This window comes from Pseudomonas sp. NPDC089401 (assembly GCF_044749485.1).
GTDB lineage: Bacteria > Pseudomonadota > Gammaproteobacteria > Pseudomonadales > Pseudomonadaceae > Aquipseudomonas.
Map to the genome: position 1 here is coordinate 195014 of NZ_JBIVIA010000003.1, position 15376 is coordinate 210389.

Annotated in this window: 12 protein-coding genes; 6 read left to right on the top strand and 6 right to left on the bottom strand. The window is 66.7% G+C overall.

Translation table 11 applies throughout. The features are described from left to right. Positions 1-11: 11 nt before the first annotated feature. On the bottom strand, positions 12-770 hold the full coding sequence (locus ACIP21_RS08365; RefSeq protein ID WP_400686293.1) for a 5-oxoprolinase subunit PxpA: 759 nt from the start codon (positions 768-770) through the stop codon (positions 12-14). Positions 771-888: 118 nt separating this feature from the next. On the opposite strand from ACIP21_RS08365, the gene ACIP21_RS08370 reads away from it, so the two are divergent. Beyond that, on the top strand, positions 889-1806 hold the full coding sequence (locus ACIP21_RS08370) for a LysR family transcriptional regulator (RefSeq protein ID WP_400686296.1): 918 nt from the start codon (positions 889-891) through the stop codon (positions 1804-1806). Between the two features lie 186 nt (positions 1807-1992). Further along, positions 1993-2883, top strand: a complete 891-nt coding sequence (gene yddG / locus ACIP21_RS08375; RefSeq protein WP_400686299.1) for an aromatic amino acid DMT transporter YddG — start codon at positions 1993-1995, stop codon at positions 2881-2883. 112 nt (positions 2884-2995) lie between these two features. On the opposite strand, the gene ACIP21_RS08380 is transcribed toward yddG, so the two are convergent. The 5 genes from ACIP21_RS08380 to gtdA all read right to left on the bottom strand — a co-directional run bounded on the left by ACIP21_RS08380 (position 2996) and on the right by gtdA (position 8086). Continuing rightward, positions 2996-4189: a 3-hydroxybenzoate 6-monooxygenase gene (locus tag ACIP21_RS08380; RefSeq protein WP_400686301.1), complete on the bottom strand. Its 1194-nt coding sequence runs from the start codon at positions 4187-4189 to the stop codon at positions 2996-2998. A gap of 37 nt (positions 4190-4226) precedes the next feature. After that, complete coding sequence (gene maiA, locus ACIP21_RS08385) at positions 4227-4868, bottom strand: maleylacetoacetate isomerase (RefSeq protein ID WP_400686304.1); 642 nt, start codon at positions 4866-4868, stop codon at positions 4227-4229. A gap of 18 nt (positions 4869-4886) precedes the next feature. Beyond that, positions 4887-6233 carry an MFS transporter gene (locus ACIP21_RS08390; RefSeq protein ID WP_400686307.1) on the bottom strand — a complete coding sequence of 449 codons (1347 nt, stop codon included), beginning with the start codon at positions 6231-6233 and terminating at the stop codon, positions 4887-4889. 82 nt (positions 6234-6315) lie between these two features. Next, complete coding sequence (locus ACIP21_RS08395; protein WP_400686310.1) at positions 6316-7014, bottom strand: fumarylacetoacetate hydrolase family protein; 699 nt, start codon at positions 7012-7014, stop codon at positions 6316-6318. Positions 7015-7030: 16 nt separating this feature from the next. Next, positions 7031-8086 carry a gentisate 1,2-dioxygenase gene (gene gtdA / locus ACIP21_RS08400; protein WP_400686313.1) on the bottom strand — a complete coding sequence of 352 codons (1056 nt, stop codon included), beginning with the start codon at positions 8084-8086 and terminating at the stop codon, positions 7031-7033. Between the two features lie 141 nt (positions 8087-8227). Between gtdA and ACIP21_RS08405 the strand changes: the two genes are divergently transcribed. The 4 genes from ACIP21_RS08405 (at position 8228) to ACIP21_RS08420 (ending at position 15372) form a co-directional block, all read left to right on the top strand. After that, positions 8228-9154 carry a LysR substrate-binding domain-containing protein gene (locus ACIP21_RS08405; RefSeq protein WP_400686316.1) on the top strand — a complete coding sequence of 309 codons (927 nt, stop codon included), beginning with the start codon at positions 8228-8230 and terminating at the stop codon, positions 9152-9154. 161 nt (positions 9155-9315) lie between these two features. Continuing rightward, positions 9316-11382: a maltose alpha-D-glucosyltransferase gene (gene treS, locus ACIP21_RS08410; protein ID WP_400686319.1), complete on the top strand. Its 2067-nt coding sequence runs from the start codon at positions 9316-9318 to the stop codon at positions 11380-11382. A gap of 190 nt (positions 11383-11572) precedes the next feature. Beyond that, positions 11573-14557 (top strand): autotransporter domain-containing protein, encoded by a 2985-nt coding sequence (locus ACIP21_RS08415; protein WP_400686322.1) that lies wholly within the window; start codon positions 11573-11575, stop codon positions 14555-14557. 188 nt (positions 14558-14745) lie between these two features. Further along, positions 14746-15372, top strand: a complete 627-nt coding sequence (locus ACIP21_RS08420) for a riboflavin synthase subunit alpha (RefSeq protein ID WP_400686324.1) — start codon at positions 14746-14748, stop codon at positions 15370-15372. Positions 15373-15376: the final 4 nt, after the last annotated feature.

A 15376-nucleotide genomic window follows, 5' to 3' on the forward strand; every position in this document is an offset into this window, starting at 1 on the left:
GCCGTTGAAACTCAGCGCGGCGCGCGCACTTCGATGCCGGCGCCGTCCAGCGCCGCGCGGGTGGCTTCGACCAGGTCGAGCGCGCCCGGGGTATCGCTGTGCAGGCAGATGGAATCGAACTCGATCGCCAGGTCCTGCCCTTCCACCGTGCGCACCACACCCTCCTGGCAGGCGCGCAGGACGCGCTCGGCCACCCGCTGCGGCTCGTAGCCGCGCACATTCCGGGTGAACACGATGGACCCGCTCAGATCGTACTCGCGGTCGGCGTAGAACTCGCGCACGACCGGCTGGCCGAGGTCCTGGGCGATACGGCAGATCACCGAGCCGGGCATGCAGTACAGCAGCAACTGCGGCTCGATCACCTGCAGGTTTTCCACCAGCAGGCGTGCGGCCTCTTCGTCGCGGGCCAGGTGCATGTAGAGCGCGCCATGGGGTTTGATGTGCTGCAGGGTCACGCCCTGGGCGCGGGCGATCTCGCGCAGTGCCCCCAGCTGATAGAGGATATCGTCGACCAGTTCCTGGGCCGGGGCATTGATGTGCCGGCGGCCAAAGCCGACCAGGTCACGAAAGCCCGGGTGGGCACCGACACCGACGCCCAGCACCTTGGCCCGCGCCACGGTGCGGCGCATGGTGCCGGGGTCGCCGGCATGGAAGCCGGTGGCGATGTTGGCCGAGCTGATGTACTTCATCAGTTCGTCGTCGACCCCGTCGCCGATGGTCCAGGGGCCGAAGCCTTCGCCCATGTCAGAGTTGAAATCCACTGCCCGCATCGTTGTTCTCCTGGCTTGTGACTGCATGCAAGCCACGTTAGATTCTTCGCTACCCCTTGGGAAGATCTATAAACAGATAGGGTGTCTTCGAAAAAACAGATGCCCATGGAGCCATGCCGTGTCACTGACCCTGCGCCAGGTCCGCTACTTCGTCGCCACTGCCGAGATCGGCCAGATCTCCCAGGCGGCGATCCACCTGAACATTTCCCAGTCGGCGGTGACCACCGCGATCAAGGAACTGGAGGCGATGCTCGGCGTGCTGCTGTTCCAGCGCTCGGCCCAGGGCATGAGCCTGACCGACGCCGGGCGGCACTTTCTCAACCGCGCCTATGTGATCCAGCGCAGCGTCGACGATGCCCTCAACAGCCCGCTGCCCGACGTGCGCGCCAGCGGCCTGCTGCGCCTGGCGGCCAGCTATACGGTGATCGGCTACTTCCTGCCGCACCATCTGCAGCGCCTGGAACACTGGCACCCGGACGTGACTCTGGAAGTGCACGAGCAGGAGCGCAGCGCCATCGAGCAGGGCCTGCTGGAGGGACGCTTCGACATGGCCGTGGTGCTCACCGCCAACCTGACCCACCCGGACATCGTTTCGCAAACCCTGTTCAACTCCGAGCGCCGGCTGTGGCTGCCCGGCCATCACCCGCTGTGCGAGCACTCGGCGGTGAGCCTGGCCGATGTCGCCCGGGAGCCGTACATCCTGCTGACCGTGGACGAGGCCGAACAAAGCGCCATGCGCTACTGGGAACAGGCCGGCGAGCGGCCAGACGTGCGGGTGCGCACCAGTTCGGTGGAAGCGGTGCGCAGCATGGTCGCCAATGGCAGTGGCGTGGCGATCCTTTCCGACCTGGTGCACCGGCCTTGGTCGCTGGAGGGCAAGCGCATCGAGACGGTGACCATCAGCGACCCGGTGACGCCGATGAGCGTCGGCCTGGCCTGGCACCGCGAACGCACGTTCAGCCCGGCGATGCAGGCGCTGCGCGACTATTTCCGCGATGCCTTCCTGGCCCCCCAGCAGCTTTCCGCCCGGCGCTGAACTTCGAGCCTTGCGCCGCTCTCGTAGGAGCGGCCTTGTGTCGCGAAAGGGCCGCAGAGCGGCCCCGACAGCCCATGCTGCGAAGCTGAAATCCTGGGGGCGCTTCGCACCCCTTTCGCGACACAAGGCCGCTCCTACAAGGCTCGGTGTTAGACTCACCGGCTTTTTTCCAACCGAGGACCTGCAATGCGCATCACCAGCGGCCCTGCCGCCACCGCCTGCGGCCTGGCGGCGATCCTTCTGTGGAGCACGGCCAGCGGCCTGATCCGCAGCGTCAGCGAGTACTTCGGGCCGATCGGCGGCGCTGCGTTGATCTACAGCTTCGGCGCCACCCTGCTGGTGCTGCTGCTCGGCCGCCCGCGCCTGCGCCATGCTTCGCGCTTCTACCTGATCACCGGTTCCACACTGTTCGTCGCTTACGAAATCTGCCTGTGCCTGGCCCTGGGTTTTGCCGTCAGCCGCACCCAGGCCATCCAGCTGGGGGTGGTCAACTACCTGTGGCCAAGCCTGACGGTACTGCTGGCGATCTTCATGAACCGCCAGCCGGCGCGCTGGCTCATCGTGCCGGGGACGCTGGTCGCGCTACTGGGGATCCTGTGGGTGGTGAGCAGCGACGGGCTGTCGCTGGACAGCATCGCCGCCAACGTCGCCTCCAACCCGCTGAGCTACAGCCTGGCGGCGGCCTGTGCGATCACCTTTGCCCTGTACTGCAACGTCACCCGCCGGTATGCCAACGGGCAGAGCCATGTGGTGCTGTTCTTCCTGCTGACGGCGGCGGTGTTGTGGGTGAAGTACTGGATCAGCAGCGAGACGCTGCCGCCCTTCTCCCTGCGTCACGGCCTCGAGCTGACGGCGGCGGCTGTGGGCATGGCGGGTGGGTATGCGCTGTGGAATATCGGGATCTTGCGCGGCAACCTCACCTTGCTGGCGACGGCTTCGTACTCGGCGCCGGTACTGTCGTCGGCGTTTGCGGCGGCCTGGCTGGGGGCGCAACTGGGGTGGCAGTTCTGGCAGGGGGCGTTGCTGGTGACGGTCGGATCGCTGTTGTGCTGGCAGGCGACCCGCCAGACCCAGTAAGCAGGTTCGGCCTCTTCGCGGGTAAACCCGCTCCCACAGGTATTCCACTGTCCTCAAGGTGTGTGCAATACCTGTGGGAGCGGGTTTACCCGCGAAAGGGCCGGGCCTGAAATCAGCGTTTCAGGCAGGTATCGACGTTCCAGCCATACAGCCACTGCACGGCATCCTGGAACTGCGCCTGCGAACGCCCTTCCCATAGCTGGTTACGCACCAGCCGCTCGACGCCCTTGGCGTGATACAACCGCCCCATCTCCCGCGCCGACCACAGCACCCGCGCCGTGCGCGGAATGCGGATCGACTCGTACAGGCGGAACGCCGCCTGCAGGTCATGTTCGCAGGCCTTCACCGCCTGCCCCAGCACCACCGCATCCTCCAGCGCCATGCAGGCGCCCTGGGCCAGGTACTGGGTCATCGGGTGCGCAGCATCACCCAGCAAGGTCGCACGGCCCTCCCCCCAACGTTCCACCGGGTCGCGGTCGGCCGTGGCCCAGCGGCGCCATGAAGTCGGCCGGTCGAGCATCTGCCGCGGGCGTTCATGGATACCCTCGAAGTACGACAGCACCTCGTCCTTGCTGCCATCGGTGACGCCCCACTGCTCTTCGTTGCGGCTGTGGAAGGTCACCACCAGGTTGTACTGCTGGCCGCCGCGCAGTGGGTAATGCACCAGGTGGCAGCGCGGGCCGGCCCACAGCATCGGCGCGTTGACGCGCAGGTCTGCGGGCATGTTCTCGACATCCACCACGGCGCGGTACACCACATGCCCGGTGACCCGCGCCGGGTCGCCGACCATTCGTTCGCGCACCACCGACTTGACGCCATCACAGCCGATCACCGCGTCAGCCTGGTAACGGTTGCCGTTGCTGTCGGTCAAGGTCACGCCGTGGTCGTCCATGGCCATGCCGGCAATGTGCGTGGAGGTCTGGAAGCGGATCAGCGGGTTCTGCTGCACGGCCTCGAGAATCGACAGGTGGATGTCGGCGCGGTGGATCACTCCATAGGGGTTGCCGAACCGCTGGCGGAAGTGCTCGCCGACTTCGATGCGCCCGACTTCGTGGGCGTCGATGGCGTCCATCATGATCAGGTGGTCGGTGAACACCGAGCGGTTGCGCGCCGCATCGCCAACACCCAGGGCATCCAGCGCCGCGTAGGCGTTGGGGCCGAGCTGGATGCCGGCGCCGATCTCACCGATGTGGTCGGCCTGCTCCAGCAGCAGTACCTGGATGCCCTGGGCGGTCAGGGCCTGGGCGGCGGCAAGGCCGCCGATGCCGCCGCCGACGATGATGATTTTTTGTTGTCTGGCAGTCATGGTTCGGGTCTCCGTGCAGGCTCGGGGCCTGCGATTCTTATTGAATGAAATCGGCTTGGCGGCCGGGGGCGGCGCGCTGGAAGGCCGCTTGCGCCTGGCAGTGGTCGTACACCGCCATGACCCGTGGGTAGGCGCTCAGCTCGCAGCCCATGCGTTCGGCGTTGGCCACCTGGGGCACCAGGCAGCAGTCGGCCAAGGTCGGCTCGTCGCCGAAGCAATACGGGCCGCTGCCGTGGCGTTGCAGCAGGGCTTCGAGCGCGGCAAGGCCCTCGGCGACCCAGTGCGCGTACCAGCGGCCCTTTTCCTCGGGGCCGACTTCCAGCACGCGTTGCAGGTAGCCGAGCACCCGCACGTTGTTCAGCGGGTGGATATCGCAGGCGATCAACTGCGCGACTTCCAGCACCCGCGCACGTTGCAGCGGCTCGCGGGGCAGCAGTGGCGCCTGCGGGTACTGCCCGTCGAGGTAGTCGATGATGGCCAGCGACTGGGTCAGGCTGGCGCCATCATCGCGCACCAGCACCGGCACGCCGCCAATCGGGCTGAGTTCACGGTGCGCGGCCTGGCGCTGTTCGCCGGCACGCAGGTTGACGCCGTGGTAGCCCGCCTCCAGGCCCTTGAGTGCCAGGGCAATGCGCACCCGGTAGGAGGTGGAACTGTTGAAGAAACTGTAAAGCTGCATGGCGTGGGTCCTGCTCGGTCAGAGCGTGATGTGGGGGTTGGCGCGCAGCACGGTGGCCGGCCGCACGCCCTTGAAGAAGATCGCCACGGCGGCCAGCACGGCCGGCAGCATGAGCACGCCGAACAGCGCCTCGAACGACAGCCCGGCATCCACCAGCAACGCACCGCCGAAGGTGCCGCACACCGAGCCGATGCGCCCTACCCCGTGCGCCCAGCTGACTCCGGTGGCGCGGCTGCTGGTGGGGTAGAACGCGGCGGCCAGGGCGTTGGCCCCGACCTGCGAGCCGCTGATGCAAAAACCCATGCCGGCCACGCTCAGGCCCAGCAGCGCATAGTCGCCGTGGCTCTGGCCGATGGCGACCAGGCACCCGGCGCCTGCGAGCAAGGCCAGCACCAGTACGGCATGCGGATCGAAGCGGTCCATGGCCGCACCCAGGCACAGCGCACCGAGGGTGCCACCGATCTGGAACAGCGCACTGATCAGCGCCGCCTGGCTCAGGGTCAGGCCGGTATCCTTGACCAGCAACGGCAACCAGTTGGTCATGCCATAGATGATCAGCAGGCTCATGAAGAACGCCAGCCACAGCGCCAGGGTGCCCCGGCGCAGCGGTGCGGCGAGAATCTGCCGCACCGGTGAATGGCCCTCGCCCCCCTCGTCGACACGCAGGCCCTCGCAGCCTGCCGGCAGTGCGGCGATGCGTTGCAGGATGGCCCGCGCCGCAGCGGGTTTACGGCGCGCGAGGAACCGCACCGACTCGGGCAGTGCCAGCATCAGCACCGGCAGCAGCACCAGCGGCAGCACGCCGCCCAGGGCCAGCACGCTGCGCCAGCCGAACAGTGGCAGCAACTGCGCGGCGACCACGCCACCCAGCGCCGATCCCAGTGTGAAGCCGCAGAACATACCGGTCACCATCAGCGAGCGACGCCGTTGCGGGCAGTACTCGGAGGTCAGGGTAATGGCGTTGGGCATCGCTCCGCCCAGCCCCAGGCCGGTAAGCAGGCGCAGCAGCGCCAGGCTGTGGAGGTCCTGGGCAAACGCGGCGGCCAGGCTGAACACGCCAAAGCACGCCACCGACAGCAACAGCACGCGCTTGCGCCCGAAACGGTCGGCCAGGGGCCCGGCCATGAAGGCGCCAAGCATCAGCCCGATCAGTGCGGCACCCAGCACCGGGCCCAATTGCGCGGCGCCGATCTGCCAGTGTTCACGCAAGGCCGGGGCGATGAAACCGATGGCCGCGGTGTCCAGGCCGTCAATGGCCGTGACCAGAAAGCACAGCAGCAGGATGCGCCACTGCAAGGCGCTGACCGGCTGGCTGTCGATGAAGGTCTGTGCATCCACGGTGTTGTTCTTGTCGGTGGAAGACATGGGAAAAACCTCCGGGCCGGCGCACAGGCGCGGGCCACGCATGAAACCGGGAGGAAGGGCCAGCCGCGCCGGCCCGAAGCAATCAGATGACGCGCACGTGGAGCTCGCCCAGGCCGTCGATGCCACCGACCATCAGCTCGCCGACTTCGACCGGGCCAACGCCTTCGGGGGTGCCGGTCATGATCAGGTCACCCGGCTGCAACGCGAAGAAGCGCGACAGGTAGGCGATGGTTTCCGGCACCGACCAGATCAGCTTGTCGATGTCGCTGCGCTGGCGGTCCAGGCCTTCGACCTGCAGCCAGATGGCGGCCTGGGCCGGGTGGCCAACCTGGCTGGCCGGGTGCAGCGGGGCGATTGGCGCGGAGGCATCGAAGGCCTTGCCGATCTCCCACGGGCGGCCCATTTCGCGCATCTTCATCTGCAGGTCGCGGCGGGTCATGTCCAAGCCTACGGCGTAGCCGAACACGTGCTCGCTGGCCTGTTCCAGCGGGATGTCACGGCCGCCTTTGCCGATGGCGGCGACCAGTTCGATTTCATAGTGGTAGTTGCGGGTTTCGGCCGGGTACGCCAGCTCCAGGGTCTGGCCCTCGGCTACCGGCACCACGGCATCGGCCGGCTTGCAGAAGAAGAACGGCGGTTCGCGGTCTGGATCGAAGCCCATTTCGCGGGCGTGGGCGGCGTAGTTGCGGCCCACGCAGTACACGCGGCGCACCGGGAAGTGCTGGTCGCTGCCAGCGATGGGCAGGCGGGTGATGGCGGCAGGTTCGAACAGGTCAGTCATGGCGGGGTTCCTTGGATCAATGGTGTTCGCGGCTTTCGCGCAGCAGCCCGAGGGCCTCCTGCACCGGCCGGTCGGAATAGCTGAACAGCACGCACGCGTCGTCGGCCTGCAGGCTCAACCCGGCCCAGCTCGGCACCACGAAGGTGTCCTTGGGCTCGAAGTGGAAGGTCTGCCCGCCGATGACGGCGCGGCCACGGCCCTCGACCACCGAGTACACGGTGGCGTCGGTGCAGCGTGCGGTCTTGCCGACGAAGCCGGGTGGCAGCAGTTGCATGCAGGTGCCGATGGTCGGCATCGCCCAGCCGCCGGTGGCCGGGTTGACATAGCGCAGCTTGACGCCGTCCCAGGCGTCCACGTCGCCCTGGCGCTCGAGGGTGGCCAGGGCCTCGCGGGTGCGGGCATAGGGGTAGCTGAAGATCGGCGAGGTGCGGTCGTGTACTTCGTGGCGCACCGGCAGCATGTTGGCGCCGTAGCGGGCCAGGCTGTTGCCCTCCGGGCGGCTGACCGGCTGCATGGCCTCGGGGTAGTTCTCGGCGAAACCGGCGCCGTAGAAGCGCACGGTGGGGATGTCCAGGCCGTCGAGCCAGATCACCGGCTCGCCGCCTTCGGCTTCGCTCGGGTTGCCGTGGTCATGCCAGGTCCAGGACGGGGTGATGATGAAGTCGCCCGGGTGCATGGTGGTGCGCTCGCCATCCACGGCGGTGTAGGCGCCCTGGCCTTCCACCACGAAACGCAGGGCCGACTGGCTGTGGCGGTGGCTGGGGGCGATCTCGCCGGGCAGGATCAGTTGCAGGCCGGCGTACAGGCTCGGGGTGATCGAGGCCTGGCTGCGGATGCCCGGGTTCTCCAGCACCAGCACCCGGCGTACGGCTTCTTCGGCGCTGATCAGTTGGCCGGCTTCCATCAGGTACGGGCGCACTTCGCTGAACCGCCACAGGGCCGCCACACAGGGAGTGGTGGGCTGGGGTGGCACCAGGTTGTGCAGTTGCTCCCATAGCGGGAACAGCGCCTGGCTGTCGATGCGTTGATAGAAATCGGCGCGGGCCGTACCGATGTTGTCGTTGTTGTTCATCGCGTCACCTGTGGTGGGCTGTGAAGGGGCTGATGGCAGTGGCAGCGCCCCGGTGTCGGATCGATTAAACGCCCGCTCGACATACAAAAAAAATGATATTTTCATATGCAGCCATATGAAAAAGTTGATGGGAGTTTTGCCATGCACTGGACCCGCCGCCTGCGCCCACGCCACCTGCAACTGCTGGTGACCCTGGCCGAAACCGGCAACCTCAGCGACACCGCACGGCAGGCCTACACCACCCAGCCGGGGCTGTCGAAGTTCCTCAAGGAGCTGGAGGAAGACGCCGGCGCCCTGCTGTTCGAGCGCCACGCCCGCGGCCTGCGGCCGACCGCCGAGGGCACGTTGCTGGTCAACCATGCGCGGCGCATCCTCAGCGAAATGGAACGGGCGCAGAGCAACCTGGATGCCCTGCGCGAAGGCAACACACCCAACGTGGCCCTCGGCACCTCGCCCGCTTCGGCGCCGAGCCTGGTGCCGGATGCCATCCTGTACTTCCTGGAAAAACACCCGAAAGCGCAGGTATCGTTACAGGAAAGCACGATGAACGTGCTGCTCGAGCGCCTGCATCTGGGCCAGCTGGACGTGGTGGTCGGGCGCGTCGACAACTACCAGCCGAGCCAGGCCTTGCACAGCGAGATGCTGTTCCGCGAGCCGATGCAGGTGGTGGCCCGCCCCGACCACCCGCTTGCTGAACGCAAGGGCTTGAACTGGGACGATCTCTACCAGTACGACTGGCTGCTGTGGCCGCCGGCCACACCGATCCGCAACCGCCTGGACAGCGCCTTGAGCAATGCCGGGCGCAAGCCGTTGCCGTGCCGGATCGAATCGTCGTCGCTAATGGCCAACCTGTGGCTGATGCAGAACAGCGACATGCTGTCGGTGGCGTCCGCGCGGGTAGCCGAGCATTTCCATGGGCGCGGGCTGCTGCGCAGGCTGGATTTCGAACTGGAGGCGGAGGGGTCGATCGGCATGTGCTGGCGCGATGAGCCGCATATCGAGGGGGCGGTGCTGGATTTGCTGGAGAGCTTGCGCTTGGCGGCCCGCTCGCCTATTCGCAAGCCTTGATCGGTGTTGGCTTCTTCGCGGGTAAACCCGCTCCCACAGGGACCGCTATCCTTGTGGGAGCGGGTTTACCCGCGAAGAGGCCCCAGCAAGCTTCAGCCGAACGATCAGCCACCAATACCGTCATAACCTTGGCCGGTGTCGCCACGCAAAGAGGACGCGAAATGACCCAACCCGACCCGTCATACCTCAAATGGCTCGAAGAACGCTCCATGCTCAAGGCCTCCCAGGAACGGGCCCGGCTGTACTCCGGCCAGCCTCGCCTGTGGCAGAACCCCTACGCCGAAGCCCAGCCACGCCGGGCCACCGAGATCGCCTCGGTGTGGCTGACCGTCTACCCCGACGCGATCATCGCCCCCGAAGGCTGTTCGGTGCTCGCCGCCCTCGGCCATGAAGCGCTGTGGAAACGCCTGTCGGAGATCGGCGTGCAAGGTATCCACACCGGCCCCATCAAGCAGTCCGGCGGCGTGCGTGGGCGCGAGTTCACCCCCAGCATCGACGGCAACTTCGACCGCATCAGCTTCGACATCGACCCGCTCTACGGCAACGAGCAGGAACTGGTGCAGATGAGCCGCCTGGCCGCCGCGCACAACGCCGTGACCATCGACGACCTGATCCCTTCGCACACCGGCAAGGGCGCCGACTTCCGCCTGGCCGAACTGGCCCACGGTGCCTACCCCGGGCTCTACCACATGGTCGAGATCCGCGAGGAAGACTGGCCATTGCTGCCCGACGTGCCGCCAGGCCGTGATGCGGTGAACCTGGCGCCGGCCCTGTGCGACGAACTCAAGCTGCGCCACTACATCGTCGGCCAGTTGCAGCGGGTGATCTTCTTCGAGCCCGGGGTCAAGGAGACCGACTGGAGCGCAACCGCACCGATCACCGGGGTCGACGGCAAGACGCGGCGCTGGGTCTACCTGCACTACTTCAAGGAGGGCCAGCCGTCGCTGAACTGGCTCGACCCGAGCTTCGCCGCCCAGCAGATGATCATCGGCGACGCCCTGCACGCCCTGGATTGCCTGGGCGCGCGCGGCCTGCGCCTGGATGCCAACGGTTTTCTCGGGGTGGAAACCCGCGCCAGCGGCAGTGCCTGGTCCGAGAGCCACCCGCTGTCGATCGTCGGCAACCAGCTGATCGGTGGCATGATCCGCAAGGCCGGCGGCTTCAGCTTCCAGGAACTGAACCTGACCCTGGACGACATCGCGCAGATGTCCAAGGGCGGCGCCGACCTGTCCTACGACTTCATCACCCGCCCGGCCTACCAGCATGCGCTGCTGACCGGCGACACCGAATTCCTGCGCCTGATGCTCAAGGAGATGCACGCTTTCGGCATCGACCCGGCGTCGCTGATCCACGCGCTGCAGAACCACGACGAGCTGACCGTCGAGCTGGTGCACTTCTGGACCCTGCACGCCCATGACATGTACCTGTACAAGGGCCAGACCCTGCCCGGCGGGATCCTCCGCGAGCATATCCGCGAGGAAATCTACGAACGGCTGTCCGGCGAGCATGCGCCGTACAACCTGCGCTTCGTCACCAACGGCATCGCCTGCACCACCGCCAGCCTGATCACAGCCGCGCTGGGCATCCGCGACCTCGAGCAGATCGGCGCGGCGGACATCGCATTGATCAGGAAGGTGCACCTGCTGCTGGTGATGTACAACGCCATGCAGCCCGGCGTGGTGGCGCTGTCGGGCTGGGACCTGGTCGGCGCCCTGCCCTTGCCGGCCGAGGCGGTGGCCGAGCGCATGGTCGATGGCGATACGCGCTGGATCCACCGTGGCGGCTACGACCTGGCCGGGCTGGCGCCGGATGCAGAGCAATCGGTGCGTGGCATGCCCCGTGCCCGTGCGCTGTACGGCAGCCTCGACAGCCAATTGGACGACCCTGCGTCGTTCGCCAGCCAGGTGAAGAAGCTGCTCGCCGTGCGCCAGGCCTATGGCATCGCCACCAGCCGCCAGGTGCTGGTGCCCGAGGTCAGCAGCACGGGGCTGCTGGTGATGGTGCACGAGCTGCCGGCCGGGCGTGGTATCCAGATCAGCGCGCTGAACTTCGGTCAGGAGGTGATTGCCGAGGAGCTGCAGCTGACCGGGTTCACGCCGGGGCCGGTGGTGGACATGATCAATGAAACCGTCGAGGGCGACCTGACCGAGGATGGGCGGCTGATGGTCAACCTGGATCCTTTTGAGGCGCTGTGCCTGAGGATCGTCAACAGCAGCGGGCATGTCTGAAGGCTGTGCCGGCCTCTTCGCGGGTAAACCCGCTCCCACAGGACTCCCACAGCCTTAAAGGTTTGTGCAGTACCTGTGGGAGCGGGTTTACCCGCGAAGAGGCCGGCACAGACAACCCCGAGCTTTCAATGAAACCGTAATATCGCATGGCCATATTGGGCGGCCCTGAACAATAACTCATGGTCGCCCAATGCATTTCACGCCCAACCGCCTGGCCCTGTGCATCGCACTGGCCGGTGCCGCCTTCGCTCCCGCCGCCCTGGCCAAGGACTACCTGATCGACAGCGCCAGCACCGATACCCTGGAGCTGAAGAAGTCCGACACCCTCAAGGTCACCGCGAACGGCAGCATCACCGCCGGCAGCGACGACGGCGTGATCCTGCCCAAGCACACCAGCGGCGCGACCCTCACGGTCGACAACGCCGGCATCATCCGCTCCACCAACGGCCGCGGCATCGACACCAAGGACGAAGGCGAAGACCTCAGCCACTACGTGATCAGCAACCAGGCCGGCGCGCTGATCCAGGGCACCAACGACGGCCTGCGTTTCCAGACCAACCCCTCGGCCGGCGGCACCCTGAGCATCGTCAACGCCGGCACCATCGAGTCGACGGTCGAAGGCCAGGCCATCGACCTGGAAACCCTGGACAACCCAGCCTTCACCACCACCTTGGTGAACCAGGCCAGCGGGGTCATCCACGCGGTGGGCAACGATGCGATCAAGACCGGCTCCAACGCCACCATCACCAACTACGGGCTGATCTACACCGACACCGCGCCGCAGGACAAGAACGGCCTGGACCAGAAATGGGACGGCATCAAGATCGGCATGTCCACCGGCGTCACCGTGTACAACTACGGCACCATCAGCGCCGACCGCCACGGCGTCGACCTGAAGACCGATGCCACCCTGTACAACTACGCCGGGGCCAGCATCACCGGGCGCAACGGCTCGGGCTTCGGCTCCGACGGCAGCGGCACGGTGTACAACTGGGGCACCATCACCGGCGCCATCGCCGACGGCAAGATCAACGGCGACGGCGATGGCGTCGACATCGACAAGATCGGCTACGTGTACAACGCCGGCACCATTCAGGGCCTGGGCGCCAAGGGCGTGGACAGCGGCGGCCGACCCAACGGCAGCGAAGGCATCGCCATGGGTGGCGGCACCGTGATCAACACCGACACGGGGGTGATCCGCAGCGTCGACAACGGCATTCTGGTCGACGACGGCGCCGAAGGCTCCGGGGTGGCGGCGACCAGCATCACCAACGCCGGCCGGATCGAAGGCGAAAACGGCTTCGGTATCAAGCTGATCGGTGACTTCGCCGACACCGTGATCAACAGCGGCACCATCAGCGGCGGCAACGGCCTGGCCCTGAGCATGGGCGCGGGCAACGATACCCTGGTCGTGGAAACCGGCGGCCTGTTCGATGGCCTGGTCGATGGCGGCGACGGCATCGACAGCGTGACCCTGAACGGCACCGGCAGCTTCGGCAACAGCGCCAACTTCGAGACCTTGAAGGTCAGCGGCGGCAGCTGGACCCTGACCAGCATCGACGACTTCAGCCAGGGCGGCGTGGTGACCTCGGGTGCCACCTTGATCAACCAGGGCAGCATCCTTGGTGAAATGCTCGTCGAGCAAGGCGCCACCTATGCCGGCGGTGGCGCGGTGGGTGGGCTGCAAGTGAACGGCACGCTGCTGACCAACACCGGGCTGGGCGTGGCCAAGGTCGACGGCGACCTGAACTTCGGCCAAGGGGCGACCCTGGAATATGGCGTCAACGCCGATGGTAGCAGTGCGCCGATCAGCGTCACCGGCACCGCCAACCTGAACGGTGCCACCCTGCGCGTGCAGCCGACGCCGGGCGAATACCCGTGGCAGAGCCACTACACCGTGCTGACCGCCGGCGCCGTCAACGGCAGCTTCGCCCTGGTCACCAGCGACTACGCCTTCCTGACCCCGACCCTGAGCTACAACAGTACCTCGGTGGGCCTGGACTACACCCGCAACGACGTCGCCTTCGAGCATTACGCACAATCTGGCAACGGCGCAGGCGCCGCGCGCAGCCTGGCCAGCCTCGGGCACAACAGCAACCTGTACAACGCCGTGCTCGGCACCAGCACGGCCGGTGCCGGCAGCGCCATCGAGCAGCTTTCCGCCAGCAACACCGCCAACCTTGCCGCCGCCACCCAGGCCGGCGCCAGCCAGGTCGGCAGCAGCATGCTCGGCGCCATGCACAGCCTGGGCAGTACGGGCGGATTGCTGGTGGGCATGAACGACGAAGACGGCCCTGCCCTGGCCGCCACCGGTGTGCCTCGCGAGGCACGCAACCTCAATGACCCGAACGCCCAAGGGCGGGTGTGGGCGCAGGCCCTGGGCAGTTACGGCAAGGTCGATGGCAGCCATGGTGCCAGCGCGCTGGAGCAGCGTACCGGCGGTGGCGTGCTGGGTGTCGACTGGGCGCTGGGCAGCGACTGGCGCCTGGGCCTGCTCGGCGGTTACTCGCGCACGCGCCTGGACAGCAGCGGCCTGGACGGCAACGTGCGCAGCTGGCACGCCGGTGTCTATGCCCAGCACCAGAGCGGCCCGCTGGCCCTGCGCCTGGGCGCGGCGTACAGCAGCCATGGCGGCGACAGCAAGCGCCAGGTGGCGTTCGAGGGCTTCAACGAGCGCCTCAAGGGCGATTACGACGCCGACAGCCAGCAGGCCTTCGTCGAACTGGGCTATGCCCTGGGCAGCGGCCGCCTGAGCGCCGAGCCATTCGCCAACCTGGGCTACCAGCGCTACCACCGCGACAGCTATCGCGAGCATGGGGGTGATGCGGCACTGGCGGTGGATGCCGATACCCAGGACAACTTCAGCAGCACCTTTGGCGTGCGCCTGGCGCACCTGGGGCAACTGGACAACGGCATGAGCCTGACGCCACGGGCGACCCTGGGCTGGCGGCATACCTACGGCAGCGTCGATACCCGCACGCGCCAGGCATTTATCGCCGGGGGCGATGCATTCAGTGTCGAGGGCAGTGCCATCGACCGCGACAGTTTGCTGGTGGAGGCCGGGCTGGACCTGGGCTTGAGTGCGCGGCAGACCATTGGCGTGGGGTATAGCGGGGAATTGGGCAGCAACAGCCGCAACCATGCCATCGTCGGGCAGTGGCAGATGAAGTTCTAGATAATTGGCGCCTGCACTGGCCTCTTCGCGGGTAAACCCGCTCCCACAGGGACTGCACAGGTTTCAAGGACTGTGGGGGCCTGTGGGAGCGGGTTTACCCGCGAAGAGGCCGGTACAGGCAGCTTGCAATTACAGCTTCACGGGCATAGTTTCCTGATGATTTCCATCTCAGTGCCCAGGAGCAACCCATGTACACCGGCATCGTCCAGGCCGTCCGCCCTCTCCTAGATGTGACCACCTACCCGGGCCACAACCAGTTCACCATCGACCTCACTCCCGACCTGCTCGACGAGCTGAAGATCGGCGCCAGCGTCAGTGTCGAAGGCACCTGCCTGTCGGTCACCGAGATCCACGGTACCCAGGTCAAGTTCGATGCCATGACCGCCACCCTGGAACGCACCAACCTGCGTCTGTTCAAGGCCGGCCAGGGCGTCAACATCGAACGTTCGGCGAAGATGAACGCCGAAGTCGGCGGCCACCTGATGGCAGGCCACATCGCCTGCACCGCCGAAGTGGTCGAACTGTTGATCGAAGAAACCGGCGCCTTCATCCGCTTTCGCATGCCGCCCGAGTGGGGCAAGTACGTGTTCCCGCGCGGTTTCCTCGGCGTCAACGGCTGCAGCCTGACGGTCGCCGATGTCGAGGACAACGTGGTGACCATCAACCTGATCCCGGAAACCCTGCGCCAGACCACCTTCAGCCATTACCCGGCCGGCGCGCTGCTCAACATCGAGGTGGACCACCAGACCATGGTCCTGGTCGACGTGGTCGAACGCACCATCAAGAGCACCCTGGCCCGCGAAATGCCTCGCTGAGCCC

What these genes read in the sequence shown, in the direction of transcription:
- ACIP21_RS08365 (WP_400686293.1), bottom strand. Translation starts at nt 770, where the DNA reads ATGCGGGCAGTGGATTTCAACTCTGACATGGGCGAAGGCTTCGGCCCC.
- yddG (WP_400686299.1), top strand. Translation starts at nt 1,993, where the DNA reads ATGCGCATCACCAGCGGCCCTGCCGCCACCGCCTGCGGCCTGGCGGCG.
- ACIP21_RS08380 (WP_400686301.1), bottom strand. Translation starts at nt 4,189, where the DNA reads ATGACTGCCAGACAACAAAAAATCATCATCGTCGGCGGCGGCATCGGC.
- maiA (WP_400686304.1), bottom strand. Translation starts at nt 4,868, where the DNA reads ATGCAGCTTTACAGTTTCTTCAACAGTTCCACCTCCTACCGGGTGCGC.
- ACIP21_RS08390 (WP_400686307.1), bottom strand. Translation starts at nt 6,233, where the DNA reads ATGTCTTCCACCGACAAGAACAACACCGTGGATGCACAGACCTTCATC.
- ACIP21_RS08395 (WP_400686310.1), bottom strand. Translation starts at nt 7,014, where the DNA reads ATGACTGACCTGTTCGAACCTGCCGCCATCACCCGCCTGCCCATCGCT.
- gtdA (WP_400686313.1), bottom strand. Translation starts at nt 8,086, where the DNA reads ATGAACAACAACGACAACATCGGTACGGCCCGCGCCGATTTCTATCAA.
- ACIP21_RS08405 (WP_400686316.1), top strand. Translation starts at nt 8,228, where the DNA reads ATGCACTGGACCCGCCGCCTGCGCCCACGCCACCTGCAACTGCTGGTG.
- treS (WP_400686319.1), top strand. Translation starts at nt 9,316, where the DNA reads ATGACCCAACCCGACCCGTCATACCTCAAATGGCTCGAAGAACGCTCC.
- ACIP21_RS08415 (WP_400686322.1), top strand. Translation starts at nt 11,573, where the DNA reads ATGCATTTCACGCCCAACCGCCTGGCCCTGTGCATCGCACTGGCCGGT.
- ACIP21_RS08420 (WP_400686324.1), top strand. Translation starts at nt 14,746, where the DNA reads ATGTACACCGGCATCGTCCAGGCCGTCCGCCCTCTCCTAGATGTGACC.